Raw genomic sequence first — 16,824 nt, forward strand, 5'->3', positions numbered from 1 at the left:
ACAGGCCTCCCGCAAGGCGAGCGGGAGGCCATGGGCGTGCGCTGCGGCTACAGCAGTGCCTTCAACCGGTACAGGGCTTCCAGCGCCTGCTTCGGCGTCAGTTCGTCCGGGTCGATCGCCGCCAGCGCGTCCTGCGCCTTGCTCGACGGTGCTGCGAACAGGCCGAACTGCTGCGGCGCATCCAACGCCTGCGGCGCCAACTCGGCGGCATGGCTTTCACCACCGCGCTGTTCCAGCTCGGCCAGGCGACGCCGTGCCTGTGCCACGGTGGCGCGCGGCAGGCCGGCCAGTGCCGCCACCTGCAGGCCGAAGCTGCGGTTCGCCGGGCCATCCTTTACCGCGTGCATGAACACCAGCGCCTCACCGTGCTCGACGGCATCCAGGTGCACGTTGGCGATGCCGCTGCGGCCACCCTCGTGCTGCTCGTCGGCCAGCGCGGTCAGCTCGAAGTAGTGGGTGGCGAACAGCGTGTAGCAGCGGTTCTGGTAGGCCAGGTGACGGGCCACCGCGTCGGCCAGTGCCAGGCCATCGTAGGTGGACGTGCCACGGCCGATCTCGTCCATCAGCACCAGCGAATGGGCGGTGGCGTGATGCAGGATGTAGCTGGTTTCGGCCATCTCGACCATGAAGGTCGACTGCCCGCGGGCAAGGTCGTCACCGGCGCCGATGCGGGTCAGGATGCGGTCGATCGGGCCGATCAGCGCACGGCTGGCCGGCACGAAGCTGCCGATGTGGGCCAGCAGTACGATCAGCGCGTTCTGCCGCATGTAGGTCGATTTACCGCCCATGTTCGGGCCGGTGATGACCAGCATGCGACGGTCCGGATGCAGATCCAGATCATTGGGTTCGAACGGCTGCTCGCGCACCGCCTCGACCACCGGGTGGCGGCCACGCTCGATCTTCAGGCACGGCTCGGCCTGCAGCTCCGGGCGCGCCCAGTCCAGCGCCTGCGCGCGTTCGGCGAAGGCGGCCAGTACGTCCAGTTCGCTCAGCGCGGCGGCGCATTGCTTCAGCGGTTCCAGTTGGCCGCCGAGGGTGTCCAGCAGCTGCTCGTACAGGTACCTCTCGCGCGACAGCGAGCGGTCACGCGCGGACAGCACCTTGTCTTCGAACGCCTTCAGTTCTTCGGTGATGTAGCGCTCGGCATTGGTCAGCGTCTGGCGGCGGGTGTAGTGCACCGGCGCGCGGTCGGACTGGCCCTTGCTGATCTCGATGTAGTAGCCGTGCACGCGGTTGTAGCCCACCTTCAGGGTGGGAATGCCGCTGCTTTCGCGCTCGCGCTGTTCCAGGTCGACCAGGAACTGGTCGGCGTGGGTGGACAGGCGGCGCAGCTCGTCCAGCTCTTCATCGAAGCCATCGGCCAGCACGCCGCCATCGCTCAGCTTCAGCGGCGGCATTTCGGCGATGGCGCTGGCCAGCAGCTGCGCGCACTCGTCGTGTTCGCCCAGCGCCGCATGCAGCGTCTGCAGGCGCGGCGAATCCAGTGGTGCCAGCACCTCGCGCACCGCCGGCAGCAGGCCCAGGCCGTCGCGCAGGGTGGAGAAATCGCGCGGCCGCGCCGAACGCAGCGCGACACGGGTGAGGATGCGTTCCAGGTCACCGAGGCGGCGGAACTGCTCGCGGATGTCCGCATCGCTGCCGCGATCGATCAGGGTTTCCACCGCATGGTGGCGCTGTACGAGCACCTCGCGCAGGCGCAGCGGGCGGTGCAGCCAGCGCCGCAGCAGGCGCCCGCCCATCGGCGTCACCGTGCTGTCGAGCACACCCAGCAGCGTATTGCGGGTGTCGCCATCAACACGCGTATCCAGTTCCAGATGGCGGCGGGTAGCGGCGTTCATCGCGATCGCCTCGCCGGCGGTTTCCATCGCGATCGAGGTCAGGTGCGGCAGGCGCTGCTTCTGGGTTTCCTCGACATAGCCAAGCAGGGCACCGGCCGCAGCGGTGGCGCGCGGCTTGTCGTCGATGCCGAAGCCGCTCAGGTCATGCAGCTTGAAGAAATTCAGCAGCTGGCGGCGGCCGCTGTCGGCATCGAACAGCCACGGCGCGCGGCGACGTACGCCGGTGCGCTGGCGCAGGAACTCCGGCCAGTTCTCTTCATCGGGCACCAGCAGCTCGGCCGGTTCCAGCCGTGCCAGTTCGGCTTCCAGCGCGTCGTCGGTTTCCACCTCGTTGACCAGGAAGCGGCCGCCGGCCAGGTCGGCCCAGGCCAGGCCGTAGCCCTGCTTGCTGCGCGACAGGGCCATCAGCAGGGTGTCGCGGCGTTCATCCAGCAGCGCCTCGTCGGTGACCGTGCCGGGGGTGACGATGCGCACCACCTTGCGCTCGACCAGGCCCTTGGCCAGCGCCGGGTCGCCGATCTGCTCGCAGATCGCCACCGACTCGCCCAGCGCCACCAGCCGTGCCAGGTAGCCTTCATAGGCATGTACCGGCACGCCGGCCATCGGGATCGGTGCGCCGCCGGAGCTGCCGCGCTGGGTCAGGGTGATGTCGAGCAGGCGCGCCGCCTTGCGGGCGTCGTCATAGAACAGTTCGTAGAAGTCACCCATGCGGAAGAACAGCAGCAGGTCCGGGTAATCGGACTTGGCCGCGAAGAACTGCTTCATCAGCGGGGTGTGTTCCTTGGACGCCTTGGCGTTGCTGGTGTTGTCTTTTGTATCAGTCACTTGGGGCGTTTCGCGTCTTGGCAGGGCGTCGGGGCGTGGCCACGCGCAGGCATGGCCGGAGAGGACATTAGTGTAGCGACCTGGGGCGGTCGATGATCCGCGGCACCCGCGCTGGGCCCGGGGGCTGTCCGTGTGCCAACGCCTGCGCCCCTGCGCCGGCACTTTGGTTGATTTCCCCAGGGGCCCACGGTAGTGTCAGCCCCGGCGATTTCCGCCAAGCGGCCTCCATGGAAACCGGGGCGACTTATCCCCCGGGCGGGCGTTGATGGAAAGAACAAGCATGACTGCAGCCTGCATGGCCGCCGAACCTCGTTACACCTGGCGTACCGTCCTGCTGAGCATCCTGGTCGCCATCGTTCCGCTTGCCGGCTCCGCACCCTACACCTTGCTGAAGGCGGTGCTGCTGCTGGCCCTGCTGGTCACCGGCGTGGTTCTGATCCGCCGCCAGCCCGATGTCCGCCTGCGCTACCGCATCGCCCGGTTCATCGTGATCGTCTGCTTCCTGCGCCTGGCCTATGCCTTCTACAGCATCCTCTGGCACGGGCTGCGCTGGAACGAGCTGGATCTGCCGGCGCAGACACTGCTCTACCTGGGTACCGCTGCCGTGTTCGCCACTGCGCTGGACTGGCGCCTGATCTGGAAGATCTTCGCCGTGTCCACCCTGGTCTTCGGCGGGTCGTGCATCGTGCAGCACCACGTGATGGGCCTTGAACGCGCGCACGGTTTCAGTGGCGGCGAATGGACCGCCATCGAGTTCACCATGGTGACGCTGTGCATGGCGTTGTTCTCGGTCATCCGGTTGATCCAGCCCAATGTGCATCCGGCCGAACGCTGGCTGCACGGCGTGGCCATCGCCGTTGGCGTCTACGGTTCGATCCTGGCGCAGAGCCGCGGGCCGATCCTGGCGTTCATTCCCGCCATGCTGATGGTGATTGCGGTGCACGTACGGCGCACCCGGCGCTGGCGGGGGGCACTGGCCTTCGTCGGTGCCCTGGTCATTGGCGTGGTCGGTGCCACCTCGGTGCTGAACCATGAGGTGATCCAGCGCTTCGGTGAGGTCAGTGGCGAGATCTCCGGTTTCAACCAGGAAAACGAGGTCGGCTCGGTCCGTGAGCGCATCGCCATGTGGGGCGTGGCGGTCGACGCCTTCGCCGAGCATCCCGTGGCGGGGGTGGGCCTGAACCAGTTCGGTACCTATGCACGTGAGGGCATCGCCCGCGGCGAGGTGTCCGAGTCGATCTTCCGCTACAACCACCCGCACAACGAGTACCTGGAAGCGGCGGTGACCGGTGGCGTGCCGTTGCTGCTGATCATGCTGCTGGTCTTCATCCTGCCCGGCATTCATTTCGTGCGGCGCCTCGGCCACGCCGACGACATCACCGCGATGATCGCCACCGCCGGACTTGCCGTGGTGATCGTCTATGCGCTGTCGGCGTTCACGGACAACGTGTTCTACCGGGCGATGCCCCATTCGTTCTATTTCTACCTGGTGCTGGGCTTCATGCTGGCGACCGCCTTGCCTGCGCGCGACCTGCGCCGGCCAGGGAGTCCCTCCTGATGGCGCATATCCACCTGCTGGCCGCCGACAACCAGCGTGGCCTGTCCCATGACATCCAGGTGATCGAGCGCTCGTTGCAGCAGCTCGGGCACACGGTGACGGTCAGCCGTCTGGACGCGGTGCGCAATGGGGGGGCCTGGAAGCTCCGCGGGATGCGCCTGCGCAGGCTGCTGGCCTCGTGGCTGAGCCTGGGGCGCACGCCGGCCCGGTTCGACATCAACATCTCGCTGGAGCATGTCCGGCCGGCAAGCTTCGGACTGGCCGAGGTCAATCTGTTGATTCCGAATCCGGAATGGGTGTCCGCACGCAGCCTGCGGATCCTGCCGCGGTTCGATGCGTTGTTGACCAAGACCGAAGACGCCACGCGCATCTTCAACGCACTGGGCATGCGCGCGCTGGAAGTCGGTTTCTGCAGCCGTGACCGCTACGACCCGGCGGTGCCGCGCAGGCCGCGCACTTTCCTGCATGCGGCCGGTACCAGCCGCATGAAGGGGACGGCAACGCTGGTCGAGGTCTGGAAGCGCCATCCGGAGTGGCCCTTGCTGACCATCCTGCGCGGCGGCCCTTCGGACGAAGATGAGGGCGGGGCCGCGAACCTGCGGATCGTCCGCGAGCGGCTGCCCGACCAGGAGGTGCAGCGCCTGCAGAACGAACATGCGTTCCACCTGTGCCTGTCGCAGACCGAAGGCTGGGGCCATTACCTGGTGGAAGCGATGAGCTGCGGGGCGGTGGTGATCACCTGCGATGGCGCGCCGATGAACCAGATGATCGACGACAGCCGCGGCATCCTGGTTGACGCGCACGAGGGCGAGCCCTGTCATCTGTCCAGGACCTGGCATGTGGATGAGAAGGCGCTGGAACAGGCCGTCGAGCGTGCGCTGGCGATGGATGAGGCCGAGTGGACCCGGCTGGGCGCCAATGCACGCGCATGGCACCTGGCCAGCGAAGTGGCGTTCCCACGCCGGCTGGGCGAGGCCCTGGCCAAGCTTTGAGTTGATGCGGCTGGTTGCTGCAGAGTGCTCAGCCTGGCACCAGGGTGATCTGCGGATGGCTGCCGAAGATCTCCATGACGATCTCGAAGTAGGTCTGTCCCTGGCCAAGTGACAGTGCCGTCAACTGAGCGTGGATGGCCGGACCGTTGAACCTGCCGCCCTGATCGAGTTTCGACTGCAGCCAGGCGCGTGTGGTCTCGCGGCCCAGTGCCTCGCGGCTGTGGGCGATGTCGCGCCACACCACCGTGGCGGTGGCATGACCGGCGAGCGCGCCGTAGCCCCCGTGCAGCAGGTCATCAAGCGCGTCCAGGCTTGCGCCCAGCTGCCAGTCTTCGTCGGCCATGAACACACGATTGATTTCCACGTAGAGGCTGGCGATGTCGTTGATGGACGCGCCTTCGATGTGCAGGATCCGTGTCATCTGCAGACTGTAGCCCTCCGGGGCGACGGTTGTGTCCGGCGCAGATAATCCGGGCCGCCCTGGATGGGGTGGCGTTATTATGGTGTTAATCCTGCGTGATTTTCATCGGACGCTGGCGTGTCAGCGCTATTCGATAAGGATATGGCGCCATTATCGGTCGCCGCATTTTCTGACTGCCTGCACAGTTCCATATATTTGGATCGGTCCATATATAAAGTCCCGTAAAGTTTCCCTCCGCTGCGCCGCCATCGAACGTACGGCCACGATCAAGGGAATTGAGATGCTTGCCTTACGTAATCTCCGTGTGGGATCCCGGCTTGGCGCCGGCTTCGGTCTGCTGCTGCTGTTCATCATGGCCATCGTCGGCCTGGTGCTGTATGGGAATCAGCTGAAATCCGCCCAGTTCGAGAAAGTGGTGGACGTCAACATGGTGAAGATGCGCCTGTTGAATGACATGCTTGATACCAACAACGCGGTGCTGATGCATCGTCGCCTGATGGTGATCAAGCGGGGTGACGAGTTCGACAAGGATTACCAGCGTGCCCAGGAGTTGTCGCGGACCTATGACGGTATCTGGGCCAAGTACATCAAGATTCCGCGTGACGCTACCGGCGATACCCTGGTCGCGCGCATCGAGGCGGCCCGCAAGGCCACCGATGCATCAACCCAGCAATTGCATGAGCGCATGAAGGCGGGGGATTTCGATGGTGCAGCGAAGGAGCTGCTGGCCGAGCACGGATTGGCAACGGCCTGGAATGAATCCATTTCGGCCCTGCTGCGCCACCAGGAAGCACTGACCGAACGCAGCCGCGAAGAGTACCGCGCAACCGAATCGTGGACCGGCACGCTGTCGATCGCGTTCGGGGCACTGAGCCTGTTGCTGGGGACGTTGGCGGCCTGGGCGATCACCCGCAGCCTGACCCGCCCGCTGGAAGGAGCGGTGAAGCTGGCCGACGGCATCGCCAGTGGCCGCCTGGACAGCAGCATCGACGCCACCGGCAACGATGAGGTGACCCAGCTGCTGAAGTCGATGCAGCGCATGCAGGCACAGCTGCAGTCGGTGATGGCGGCACAGGGGGAGCTGGCCCGCCAGCACGATGCCGGCAGCCTCAGCTACCGCATGGACGAGAGCGCGTTCCCCGGTGACTACGGGCGCATGGTGCATGAGACCAATGCGCTGGTTGGATCGCACGTGCAGGTACAGAACCGGCTGATCGAGGTGATGAAACACTACGCACGCGGCGATCTGTCGGTGGACATGGACCCGCTGCCCGGCGAGAAGGCGGCGATCACCCAGGCGATGGACGAAACCAAGTCCAGCCTGTCGGCGATCAACAGCGAGATCCGCCGGTTGGCGACAGCGGCTGCGGCAGGCGACTTCAGCCTGCGCGGCGACGAAGATCGCTTCGCCTATGATTTCCGCGACATGGTGGCTGGGCTCAATCGCCTGATGCAGACCACCGACGAGAACCTGGTGCAGGTCTCGACCCTGCTGCAGGCCATCTCGCGCGGCGACCTGACCGTGCGCATGCAGGGTGATTTCCATGGCGTGTTCGCGCGCATGCGTGATGACTGCAATGCCACCGTCGACCAGCTCAAGCAGATCGTCGGCCGCATCCAGTCCAGCGCCTCCAGCATCAATCTGGCCGCAGGTGAAATCGCTTCGGGCAACACCGACCTGTCGCGGCGTACCGAACAGCAGGCGGCAAACCTGGAAGAAACGGCAGCATCGATGGAGGAACTGACCTCCACCGTGAAGCAGAATGCCGAGCATGCACGGCAGGCCAACCAATTGGCCATCGGCGCGCATGGTGTTGCCTCCCAGGGCGGTGAAGTGGTGGGCCAGGTGGTCACCACGATGTCGGCCATCGAGGCATCGTCGAAGAAAATCGCCGAGATCATCAGCGTCATCGACGGCATCGCCTTCCAGACCAATATCCTCGCGCTGAACGCGGCGGTCGAAGCTGCGCGTGCCGGCGAGCAGGGCAGGGGCTTTGCAGTGGTGGCCAGCGAAGTGCGTACGCTGGCGCAGCGCTCGGCGGGGGCGGCCAAGGAGATCAAGGGGCTGATCGAGGATTCGGTCGGCAAGGTCGCCGACGGCTCGGCGCTGGTCCGCCAGGCGGGCACCACGATGGGCGAGATCGTGGCCTCGGTGCAGCGCGTGACCGACATCATGGCCGATATCTCTGCTGCCTCCCAGGAGCAGAGCTCGGGCATCGAACAGGTCAACCAGGCGGTGGTGCAGATGGATGAGACCACGCAGCAGAATGCGGCGCTTGTAGAAGAGGCCAGTGCGGCGGCACGCTCGATGGAGGAGCAGGCCAACCTGCTGGCCGAGGCGGTTTCGGTGTTCCGCACGGGGGCGGTGACCGCCGCCGCCGCGGTGCGCCCGGCGCTGGCTGCCGTGGCGGCATCGGTTGCGCCGGTACGCCGGCCCGCGGTGCTGTCGCCGCGGATCGAGCCGACGCTGGCCGCCAATGCGGGTGGTTGGGAAGAGTTCTAGAAGAGGGCAAGGCCGGCAGGGAGACGGCGCCCATCGCGACGGCTGGTCGCGATGGGCGCGGATTTCTTCCTGAACGTGCGATGGCCGATGAAGTGGCGGACACGCGCATTTCACTTCCGGTTGCCAACCGCGGGAGGACACTGGCGCCATACCGGAACTCAGGAGATGGCCATGAAGACCTCGACCCGATTGCTTGTGCTGGGCACCCTGCTGGCAGCTTCGTCGGTGGCCGGCGCGCAGACCTATGGCCCGCGCGATGAGGGACGCAAGTTCAACGACGGCAGCCGCGTGGTCTGCAAGAACGTGGAAGTGCAGCGCAACTCGCGCGATCCGAACCGCATCACGGGTACCGCTACCGGCGCGGTGATCGGCGGCCTGCTCGGCAACCAGGTAGGTGGCGGCAACGGCAAGAAGCTGGCCACCGTGGCAGGCGCCGTTGCAGGTGGTGCGGCCGGTCGCCAGATCCAGGGCAACAGCCAGCAGAAGAACGGCGACCGCGTGGTGGAACGTCGCTGCGAACGCGTCTACCGCTGATTGACCGACCTGGTTGGCCCTTCCACGATGCAGTATCCGAACGCCGGCCTCGCGCCGGCGTTCTTCGTTGCAGGAAAAGGGGACGGAGGGGATTAAGTCGTAATTCCCCAAACCGGCCGCTTACGACTTAATCCCCTCCGTCCCCTTTTTTGCGAGGAGGCGCCAGCTGGCGAGGCTGCCGTAGAGCAGCAGCAGGGCGGTGAGGGTGATCAGTTCGTGGCTGACTTCGGTCAGGCGGGCGTCCATCTGGTTCAGGCGCACCATCAGGTTGATGCCCGAGGTGGTCGGCAGAAGCTGCGCAAGCCAGACCAGCGGTTGTGGCGTCATCACCGCCGGCCACGACAGGTTGGCCAGGAAGAACAGCGGGATCGAGGTGGCGATGATGTACTGGAAGGCGCGTTCGCGGGTTCGGAAGAAGCTGCCGACGAACAGGCCGAAGGCCACGGTGGCGGCGATGAACAAGGTGCCGCCGAGCAGCTGGCCCAATGGGTTGCCGCCGCGCGGATAGTCCTGCACCCAGGCGGTGAAGCCGGCGTAGTAGAACAGGCCGAACAGGCCGATCAGGCCGAAGCCCAGTGCCATGCCGGCCAGCGTCGGCAGGTCGAAGCGCAGGCGCCGGCCGAGCGCGAGACGACGGCCGCCGAGCAGGACGCCGATGCCCATCAGCAGCGTCTGGTGCACGATCAGCTCGGCCACGCCGGGCACGATGGCGCTGCCGTAGCCTTCCTGGGTGTTGTACAGCGGGCGCTGCACCAGGGTCACCGGTGGTGCCTGCGGCGCGCCCATGAAGGCGGCCTGGCCGACCACCGCCTCACGTCCGAACGCACCCAGTGCATCGGCCACGCTGCCCAGCACCCAGCTGGCGCGGCCCAGGTAGGCGCCGTTGCCGAGCAGCACCAGCTTGGCCGGGTGGCCGCGCAGGATGTCGCGCTCCAGGTTGGCCGGGATCAGCACGATGCCTTCGGCATGACCGGCTTCCAGCTGCTGGCGCGCGCTGTTGATGTCCGCAGGCTGCCCGACCACGCGTGCGACCCGCAACGCGTCGAGCTTCCGCAGCAGCTCGCGGCTGGTCGCGCTGTGGTCTTCGTCCACCACCAGTACCGGCAGGTTGCCGGCCACCTGGTGGCGATACGCGGCCGGGTAGAAGAACGAGTACAGGATCACCGCGCCGACCATCACCACGATCGCATAGCGGTCGCACAGCACCGCCATCAGGGTCTGCCGCAGACTGCGCCACAGTGCGCTCATGCGTCGGCTCCTGCCGGTTGTGCGGCTTCGGGCGTGCGCGCGAAGGCAATCAGGCGCAGGCCACCGATGCCGCCAGCCACCACTGACATCAGCAGCAACGTGGCCAGCGGCCATACCGAAACCTGCAGCGGCGAACCGATGAACTGTTGCTGGGTCTGCAGCTTGATGTAGGCGCTCAATGGCAGCAGCTGGTGCCAGATGCGGGTGAACAACGGGCCGTCCAGCACCGGGAAGGTGGCGCTGGAGAACGCCAGTGCAGTACCGATGCTGAGGCCGACCGCGGACAGCGCGGTACCCATGTCGCGGGTGACGCCGACGAAGAACAACGCGTAGGCGGCAGTAGCCAGGTAGAACAGAGGTTGTGCGAGCAGCAGCATGAGCACGCTGCCCGCCACGCCATCGCCGCGCAGCCAGGCGAGGTAGCCGATGCCGAGTGCGCCATACAGCGAGAACAGCAGGATGTACGGCGCGACCTTGCCGGCAATCGCCGGCCACGGCGTGCGGCCCAGCCAGGCGGGCAGGGTGCTGTCGCGGATTTCGCGGCCGAGGCTGCCGGCCACCGCAAGCGCCAGTACCAGTGACAGCACCGCCGGGAAGATCAGCGGCAGCAGGAACAGTTCGTAGCTGCGCGCCGGGTTGTACAGGATGTCCGACTGCACCGCGATCGGTGCCGCACGCAGCTTGCCCGGGCCGACCTGCAGGCCGATGCGCTCGCGCAGCAGGCGTGCGTTCCAGGCCGAGACCGCGTCGCCGATATCGCGCGCTGCGGACTGGCCGGTGGTCATGTAGGTGGCGTTGTAATAGGCGAACACCGTGCCCTGGCGTCCACGCAACGCCTGCCGGGTGACATCGCGCGGCACCAGTACGATGGCGAATACATCCAGCCGACGCAGCTGCGAACGTGCATCTTGCATGTCCGCAGGCTGGCTGGCGATGCGCACGCCGGGGCTGGCATCGAGCATGCGCAGCAGCAGGCGGCTGTCGCTGCTGTGGTCGAGGTCGACCACGGCGATCGGGATGTCGCGCATCACCGAGGGCGTGAACATCCACGCCATCACGGCCAGCATCAGCAGCGGCAGCAGGGTGACCAGCAGCAGGTCGGCGCGGTTGCCGCGCAGCGACCGCAGCTCGCGCCGCCAGCTGGCGGCGAAGCTGCTGCTGTCGGGGCTCAGTGCTGGGGCCATGCGAACAGCACGCTCATGCCGGGGCGGAAGCCCTCGATGCGGCGTACCGGGCGCACCCGCACCTCGAAGCTGCGGACGTCGTAGCCGGACGACTGGCGGGTGGTACGCCAGGTTGCATAGTCGCCGGCCGGGTTGATGAAGTAGACCTCGAATTCGCCGTCCTGGCCGAGCGCCGGCACGCTGCCGCGCAGCTTGCTGCCGACCTTCAGGCCCTGCATCTGCGATTCGCGCAGGTTCATCGCCACCCACATGCGGTCGATGTCGACCAGGGTGAACACCGGGTAGCCGGCCGGTACCAGTTCGCCGGGGTCGGCCATGCGCTTGTTGATCTCGCCCGCCACCGGCGCGCGCCCTTCCACTTCGACACGTGCGGCGTTGACTTCGGCCACCGCGCCCTGTGCCTGTTGCACCTGGCCCTGCGCGGCACGCTTGTCCTGCTCGCGTGCGCCGGCCAGCGCCATGTCGTACTGCGCGCGGGCGGCACGGGCCAGTTCGCGCGAGCTGGTGGCCTGGGCGTGCGCTTCATCGCGCTTCTGCCGGGTCATCACCCCTTCGTTGAACAGGTTCTGCACGCGCTGGTAGGTCGCTTCAGCCAGCGTCGCACCGGCTTCAGCCCGCTTCCAGTTCGCTTCAGCGGCGCGGATGTCTTCGCTGCGCGCACCTTCGTCGGCCTTGTCGGCCACCGCCTGTGCGGCGGCCAATGCGCCGTGCGCCTGTTGCTCCTTGGCGGCCACTTCGGGGCTGTCGAGCAGGAACAGCACCTGCCCGGGCTGCACGCGGTCGCCCTCGCGCACCTTCAGTTCGGCCACGCGCGCGGTGATCTTGGCGGCCACGTTGATGGTATCGGCGTCGGCCATCCCCTGGATCTGGTCGGCCGGGCTGCGCCAGGCCAGCCACAGGCCGAGCACCACCACGACCAGCAGCACCACTATCAGGATCGGGCCCAGGCGGCGCTTGGCCGGGGGCGTCGTTGCATCGTCGTGCAGCACATCACTCATGGTCGATCACCTCGTCCGCACGCCGCCGGAACTCTTCGAAACGGTCCATCTGTCCACTGACCTCCAGCAACTGTGCCAGCGCAATATCGTATTGGTAGGCGGCCTGTGCGCGCTCGACGCGGGCACCGCCCAGGCCGAGCCGCGCGTCGATCACATCCAGCGAAGTCGCCTGGCCTTCGCGGAACGCCAGCTCCTGCAGGCGCAGGTTTTCCTGTGCCTGGGTGATGCTGCTTTCGAGCAGCACGTATTGCTGGCGTGCGGTTTCCAGCTCGTTCCAGGCCTTGCGCACGCCCAGTGCGACCTGGTTCTCGGCCTCGCGCAGGCCCGCTTCGGCCTGTTCCTGCTGTGCACGCGCGGCGCTGATCTGCGCCGGCCGCGAGTTCGGCGACAGGAAGGTGTACTTCAGGCCGATGCCGAACGCCCAGTCCGGATCGGTCAGCATTTCGTCGCGGCGGCGGAAGTCGTACTGGCCGAAGGCGAAGATCTGCGGCTTCAGCTTGGCCTGCTGCACGCGCACGCCCTGTTCGGCCTGCGCCACCATCGCCCGCAGGCGTGCGATCTGCGGCTGGCGCGCCTGCGCAGTGCGCTCGAAGCTGGCGACCGGTTCCAATGGCACGCGCTGCACGAACAGCGGCGACACCGGCTGTACCTCGCCACCACTGCGCAGCAGCGTGGCCAGCGCCGCCTTCAGCGTGGCCAGGTCGTTCACCGTTTTCTGGTATTCGCGCTCGGCCTTGTCGCGGGCCACGGTGGCCTGCAGGCGCTGGGCGCGGGTGGCGAAGCCCTCGCGTTCCAGCTTCTCCGCGTCGGACAGGTGGCGGTTGAGGCCATCGCGTACGTCGCGCCGCACATCCACTGCCTGCTCGGCCAGGCGCTGGCCGAAATAGGCCTGGGCCAGCTGCACGGTCAGCGATTGGCGTTGTGCTTCGCGTTCGGCACTGGCCTGTTCGTGGGCGGCGCTGGCCGCACGTTGCGCGGCCGGAATCACACCGCCGGTGTACAGCGGCAGCACCGCGGTCACCACCGGGCGGGTACGCCAGTCGCGTTCGGTGAACGACAGCGGCGAGTCGATGCCATAGGCCTCGGCCACCGGTGCCAGCGAACCCAGTGGCAGGGTGAGGGTCTTCTGGAACTGCAGGCGGCGCACTTCGCCGGTGATCTCCGGCAGGCGCAGCAGGCGGGTGGCGTCCTGCAGGTCCTGCTTGTTGCGTACCGCTGCATCGGCGGCGGCCAGTGCATCGGAGACCTGCTCCAGGCGCTGCCGTGCCTGCTCCCAGTCCAATGCGGGTGCATCGGTGAGGGTCTGCGCCTGCGCAGCCAGTGGCAGGCAGGTCGTCAGCGCCAGCGCCAGCGCGGCCTTCGCGCAGTGCATCCTTGTACGTCGGCCGATCACGCTCATGCCGTCCCAATGGTGAAGAAGTGCGCAAACGGTAGTGCGCGCGGCGTGAAGCCCGGGTCTGCGGTCATTGGATTGTCCTCAACGAAGGGTGCCGCTGGCTGCAGTGCGCAGCGCCTGGGTGATGTGCTGCAGCGTGCTTGAACGCACGGCAGCATGCTGCCAGTACAGCGGCACGTCGAGCCAGCGGCGGGGTTCCAGTACCACCACGCGGCCGGCGCGCACGGCGGGCGCGACCAGGGTTTCCGGGGCCATGCCCCAGCCGAGTCCGCACGCAGCGGCTTCGACGAAACCGGTGGAGGAGGGCAGGTAGTGTAGCGGCGGCTGCAGTCGCGCGCGGGTCAGCCGCCGCACGAAGCGCCACTGCAGTTCATCCTTGCGGTTGAACACCAGCATCGGTGCGCTCGCCAGGGCCGTGGCCTGCATGCCGTCGCGGAAGTACTGGCGGGCGAAGCCGGGCGAGGCGACAGCGTGGTAACGCATGGCGCCGAGCGGATGCACGTTGCAGCCCTTCACCGGTTGGCTTTCGGCAGTGACCGCGCCGAGCACGCTGCCATCGCGCAGCAGCTGCAGGGTATGGTCCTGGTCATCCATGCGCAGGTCGAACAGGTAGCCATGGCGCTGGTGCAGGTCGGCGATGGCCGGCACGAACCAGGTATCGAGCGAGTCATCGTTGACCGCCAACGGGATCGGCGTGCGCGCGGCATCGCTGCCGCGTTCGGGCAGCAGTTCGGCCAATGCCTCGGCCTCCAGCGCCTGCATCGGCCGGACCCGGCGCAGCAGCGCTTCGCCTGCGGCGGTGGGCCGGCTCGGTGCCTGGCGCACAACCAGCACCTGGCCGAGCCGATCCTCCAGTGCCTTGATCCGCTGCGACAGGGCCGACGGACTGATCGACAGGCGGCGCGCCGCAGCCTCGAAGCTGCCTTCTTCCAGCACCGCAGCAAACGCGGCCAGTTGCGGATGTACCAGATCCATGCCGGTGCCTCTTCAGTTTTCCTGCACAGGATAAAGAAAAATCAGATTGTCTAAACAGGGTCAGCGGCCGCACCCTGCGCGTCCTCTCGCTGCCTGGCCTGTCCTGATGTGGATCGCCGCTACCGCCGCCGGCCTGTTCGCAGGTGCCGGCCTGATCATCGCCATCGGTGCGCAGAACGCCTTCGTGCTGCGCCAGGGCCTGCAGCAGCGCCATGTGGGCAGGGTGGTGCTGGCCTGTGCCGGCGCGGACATCGTGCTGATCCTGGCCGGCGTCGGCGGCATGGGCGCGCTGGTGCTGCAGTGGCCGCTGCTGCTGCAGGTGCTGCGCTTCGGTGGTGCGGGCTTCCTGCTCTGGTATGGCCTGCAGGCGGGGCTGCGCGCATGGCGCGGTGGCAGTGCGCTGGCCGCCGCCGAGGCGCAGGGCGGCAGCGGACGGCAGGTACTGCTGACCTGCCTGGCCTTCACCCTGCTCAACCCGCACGTCTATCTGGATACCGTGGTGCTGCTGGGCAGTCTGTCCACGCGTTACCCGGGCGATCTGCGCTGGGCCTTCGCCGCCGGTGCCTGCATTGCCAGTGTGGTCTGGTTCTGCACGCTGGGCTATGGCGCGCGCCTGTTGCAGCCGGTGTTCCGCAGGCCGGGCGCCTGGCGTGTGCTGGATGCAGGCGTGGCGATCTTCATGTTCTGCCTGGCGACGTTGTTGCTGCTGCGTCCTTTATCGCCATGAGTGCGTGACGTACGCCGGTGTTGCGTATGTGTTCCACCGGTACGGTTCACGTGGCCGGATACAGCGCGGATAATGCGCGCCTGGTCGCGACCCCGCCGCGCATGCCGTCGTTCGGCAGCCCCCCGGTCGCCTGTGTTCTCGTTGTACGACCGCCACGGCGCGGCATCGGTGTTGCATGAAAGACAATCTACAGCTGCTCCTGTCCCACCTGGGGCGCACCTTCCTGTTCGGCCTGATGATGGCGCTTCCGCCTGCGTTGGCCTGGCTCGACATCCATTGGCTGGGCAATGCAGTCGGCGAGTGGTCGCTGGTCGAACTGACCCAGGAAGGCTTCCTGGTCGCCAGCGTGGCTGCCTTCGTCCGGCTTGCATTGCGACGTGCCGATGATCGGGCCTTTGCCGTTCTGGCGGCCGCGCTGTTCGCCTGCATGCTCCTGCGTGAAATGGATGAGGCGCTGGACCTGATCGCACACGGCTTCTGGAAGTACCCGGTGGCCGTGCTGATCATCGGTTCACTGGCCTGGGCCAGCCGCGACTGGCGCCGGGCCATGCCGGCGCTGGTGCGTTTTCTCGTATCCCGGCCGGGTACCGTGATGACGATCGGCCTGGTTCTGCTGCTGTTCTATTCGCGTCTGATCGGCATGACGTCGTTGTGGACCGGACTGCTGGGTGACCAGTACATCCGCGTGTTCAAGAACACCATCGAGGAGACCACCGAACTCCTTGGTTACACCTTCATTCTCGCAGCCAGCGTCGGCTACGTGGCACAGCGGGTACGCGAACCGCTGACGGCACGGAAGCGCGCCGTGCACGAGGGTGCCGGGATGCAGCAACGGCCACTCTAGGCGGCATCCACCGCGCACAACGGCGTCTCGCCGGGGCGCAGGGTCAGTACCCGCACGCCGGTGCGGGTGACCGCCACCGTATGCTCGAACTGCGCCGACAGCTTGCCGTCGCGGGTGTACACCGGCCATTCGTCCGGCTGCTGGCGGATGGCCGGCTTGCCCTGGTTGAGCATCGGTTCGATGGTGAACACCATGCCTTCTTCCAGCACCATGCCGGTGTTGGGATGGCCGTAGTGCAGGATCTGCGGTTCCTCGTGCATCTCCTGGCCGATGCCGTGGCCGCAGTATTCCTTCACCACGCTGTAGCCGTGGCTGCGCGCGTGGCGGGCGATGGCGTGGCCGATGTCGCCCAGGCGCGCACCAGGACGCACGGCGGCAATGCCTTTCCACATCGCCTGGTAGGTGGTCTGCACCAGCCTGCGCGCGGCGTAGTCGACCTCACCGACCCGGTAGGTGGTGCTGGAGTCGGCGATGTAGCCGTTCTTCTCCAGGGTGATGTCGAGGTTGACGATCTGGCCGTTGCGCAGCACGTCGGTGGTGCTGGGTACGCCGTGGCAGACAACGTTGTCGATCGAGGTGTTGAGCACGTACGGGAAGCCGTACTGGCCCTTGCTGGCCGGCCTCGCCTGCAGCTCATCAACGATCATGCGTTCGACGAAATCGTTGATCTCCATGGTGCTTCGGCCCTGCAGCGGCAGCTGGTCGAGTGCGGCGAACACCTCCGCCAGCAGGCGGCCGGATTCGGCCATCAGCGCGATCTCGTCGGGGCGCTTGATGATGC

The 16,824-nt window shown here is 66.9% G+C and carries 14 protein-coding genes; 6 read left to right on the forward strand and 8 right to left on the reverse strand.

Annotation, left to right across the window (positions count from 1 at the left end):
• Window positions 1–47: 47 nt before the first annotated feature.
• Window positions 48–2,603 carry a DNA mismatch repair protein MutS gene (mutS, locus tag ACZK45_RS05940; RefSeq protein WP_032127546.1) on the reverse strand — a complete coding sequence of 852 codons (2,556 nt, stop codon included), beginning with the start codon at window positions 2,601–2,603 and terminating at the stop codon, window positions 48–50.
• Window positions 2,604–2,943: 340 nt separating this feature from the next.
• Here mutS and ACZK45_RS05945 point away from each other — a divergent pair, with 340 nt between their 5' ends.
• Entirely contained in the window at window positions 2,944–4,221 is a 1,278-nt protein-coding gene (locus tag ACZK45_RS05945; protein ID WP_032127545.1) for an O-antigen ligase family protein, read from the forward strand.
• Window positions 4,221–5,213, forward strand: a complete 993-nt coding sequence (locus ACZK45_RS05950; protein WP_049462355.1) for a glycosyltransferase — start codon at window positions 4,221–4,223, stop codon at window positions 5,211–5,213. The genes ACZK45_RS05945 and ACZK45_RS05950 overlap by 1 nt, the downstream gene beginning before the upstream one ends.
• Window positions 5,214–5,241: 28 nt before the next feature.
• Here the strand turns inward: ACZK45_RS05950 and ACZK45_RS05955 are convergent, their stop codons facing one another.
• Window positions 5,242–5,634 carry a barstar family protein gene (locus tag ACZK45_RS05955; RefSeq protein ID WP_049462356.1) on the reverse strand — a complete coding sequence of 131 codons (393 nt, stop codon included), beginning with the start codon at window positions 5,632–5,634 and terminating at the stop codon, window positions 5,242–5,244.
• A 280-nt stretch (window positions 5,635–5,914) separates the two neighbouring features.
• Between ACZK45_RS05955 and ACZK45_RS05960 the strand changes: the two genes are divergently transcribed.
• Window positions 5,915–8,137, forward strand: coding sequence for a methyl-accepting chemotaxis protein (locus ACZK45_RS05960; RefSeq protein WP_032127542.1), 2,223 nt, complete (start codon window positions 5,915–5,917; stop codon window positions 8,135–8,137).
• Window positions 8,138–8,302: 165 nt separating this feature from the next.
• Window positions 8,303–8,671: a glycine zipper 2TM domain-containing protein gene (locus ACZK45_RS05965; RefSeq protein ID WP_032127541.1), complete on the forward strand. Its 369-nt coding sequence runs from the start codon at window positions 8,303–8,305 to the stop codon at window positions 8,669–8,671.
• A gap of 120 nt (window positions 8,672–8,791) precedes the next feature.
• On the opposite strand, the gene ACZK45_RS05970 is transcribed toward ACZK45_RS05965, so the two are convergent.
• The 5 genes from ACZK45_RS05970 to ACZK45_RS05990 form a co-directional block, all read right to left on the reverse strand.
• Window positions 8,792–9,919, reverse strand: coding sequence for an ABC transporter permease (locus tag ACZK45_RS05970; protein WP_180837957.1), 1,128 nt, complete (start codon window positions 9,917–9,919; stop codon window positions 8,792–8,794).
• Window positions 9,916–11,103 (reverse strand): ABC transporter permease, encoded by a 1,188-nt coding sequence (locus tag ACZK45_RS05975; RefSeq protein ID WP_478445586.1) that lies wholly within the window; start codon window positions 11,101–11,103, stop codon window positions 9,916–9,918. The genes ACZK45_RS05970 and ACZK45_RS05975 overlap by 4 nt, the downstream gene beginning before the upstream one ends.
• Window positions 11,088–12,101, reverse strand: coding sequence for an HlyD family secretion protein (locus ACZK45_RS05980; protein WP_004149835.1), 1,014 nt, complete (start codon window positions 12,099–12,101; stop codon window positions 11,088–11,090). The genes ACZK45_RS05975 and ACZK45_RS05980 overlap by 16 nt, the downstream gene beginning before the upstream one ends.
• Complete coding sequence (locus ACZK45_RS05985; protein WP_180837959.1) at window positions 12,094–13,500, reverse strand: TolC family protein; 1,407 nt, start codon at window positions 13,498–13,500, stop codon at window positions 12,094–12,096. Before ACZK45_RS05985 ends, ACZK45_RS05980 begins: the two co-directional genes overlap by 8 nt.
• 78 nt (window positions 13,501–13,578) lie before the next feature.
• Window positions 13,579–14,472: a LysR family transcriptional regulator ArgP gene (locus ACZK45_RS05990; RefSeq protein WP_180837960.1), complete on the reverse strand. Its 894-nt coding sequence runs from the start codon at window positions 14,470–14,472 to the stop codon at window positions 13,579–13,581.
• Window positions 14,473–14,578: 106 nt separating this feature from the next.
• Here ACZK45_RS05990 and ACZK45_RS05995 point away from each other — a divergent pair, with 106 nt between their 5' ends.
• The gene (locus ACZK45_RS05995) at window positions 14,579–15,199 is read left to right on the forward strand and encodes a LysE/ArgO family amino acid transporter (protein ID WP_032127535.1); all 621 of its coding nucleotides are present in this window, start codon (window positions 14,579–14,581) and stop codon (window positions 15,197–15,199) included.
• A 175-nt stretch (window positions 15,200–15,374) separates the two neighbouring features.
• Window positions 15,375–16,043 carry a hypothetical protein gene (locus ACZK45_RS06000; RefSeq protein WP_032127534.1) on the forward strand — a complete coding sequence of 223 codons (669 nt, stop codon included), beginning with the start codon at window positions 15,375–15,377 and terminating at the stop codon, window positions 16,041–16,043.
• On the opposite strand, the gene map is transcribed toward ACZK45_RS06000, so the two are convergent.
• Complete coding sequence (gene map / locus ACZK45_RS06005; protein WP_180837980.1) at window positions 16,040–16,822, reverse strand: type I methionyl aminopeptidase; 783 nt, start codon at window positions 16,820–16,822, stop codon at window positions 16,040–16,042. The two genes, ACZK45_RS06000 and map, sit on opposite strands and share 4 nt — an antisense overlap.
• Window positions 16,823–16,824: the final 2 nt, after the last annotated feature.

The organism is Stenotrophomonas sp. 63632_Sma, assembly GCF_056482875.1.

What these genes read in the sequence shown, in the direction of transcription:
- ACZK45_RS05975 (WP_478445586.1), bottom strand. Translation starts at nt 11,103, where the DNA reads ATGGCCCCAGCACTGAGCCCCGACAGCAGCAGCTTCGCCGCCAGCTGG.
- ACZK45_RS05950 (WP_049462355.1), top strand. Translation starts at nt 4,221, where the DNA reads ATGGCGCATATCCACCTGCTGGCCGCCGACAACCAGCGTGGCCTGTCC.
- ACZK45_RS05995 (WP_032127535.1), top strand. Translation starts at nt 14,579, where the DNA reads ATGTGGATCGCCGCTACCGCCGCCGGCCTGTTCGCAGGTGCCGGCCTG.
- ACZK45_RS05980 (WP_004149835.1), bottom strand. Translation starts at nt 12,101, where the DNA reads ATGAGTGATGTGCTGCACGACGATGCAACGACGCCCCCGGCCAAGCGC.
- mutS (WP_032127546.1), bottom strand. Translation starts at nt 2,603, where the DNA reads ATGAAGCAGTTCTTCGCGGCCAAGTCCGATTACCCGGACCTGCTGCTG.
- ACZK45_RS05960 (WP_032127542.1), top strand. Translation starts at nt 5,915, where the DNA reads ATGCTTGCCTTACGTAATCTCCGTGTGGGATCCCGGCTTGGCGCCGGC.
- ACZK45_RS05985 (WP_180837959.1), bottom strand. Translation starts at nt 13,500, where the DNA reads ATGAGCGTGATCGGCCGACGTACAAGGATGCACTGCGCGAAGGCCGCG.
- ACZK45_RS05990 (WP_180837960.1), bottom strand. Translation starts at nt 14,472, where the DNA reads ATGGATCTGGTACATCCGCAACTGGCCGCGTTTGCTGCGGTGCTGGAA.
- ACZK45_RS05945 (WP_032127545.1), top strand. Translation starts at nt 2,944, where the DNA reads ATGACTGCAGCCTGCATGGCCGCCGAACCTCGTTACACCTGGCGTACC.
- ACZK45_RS05970 (WP_180837957.1), bottom strand. Translation starts at nt 9,919, where the DNA reads ATGAGCGCACTGTGGCGCAGTCTGCGGCAGACCCTGATGGCGGTGCTG.
- ACZK45_RS05965 (WP_032127541.1), top strand. Translation starts at nt 8,303, where the DNA reads ATGGCCATGAAGACCTCGACCCGATTGCTTGTGCTGGGCACCCTGCTG.
- ACZK45_RS05955 (WP_049462356.1), bottom strand. Translation starts at nt 5,634, where the DNA reads ATGACACGGATCCTGCACATCGAAGGCGCGTCCATCAACGACATCGCC.
- ACZK45_RS06000 (WP_032127534.1), top strand. Translation starts at nt 15,375, where the DNA reads ATGAAAGACAATCTACAGCTGCTCCTGTCCCACCTGGGGCGCACCTTC.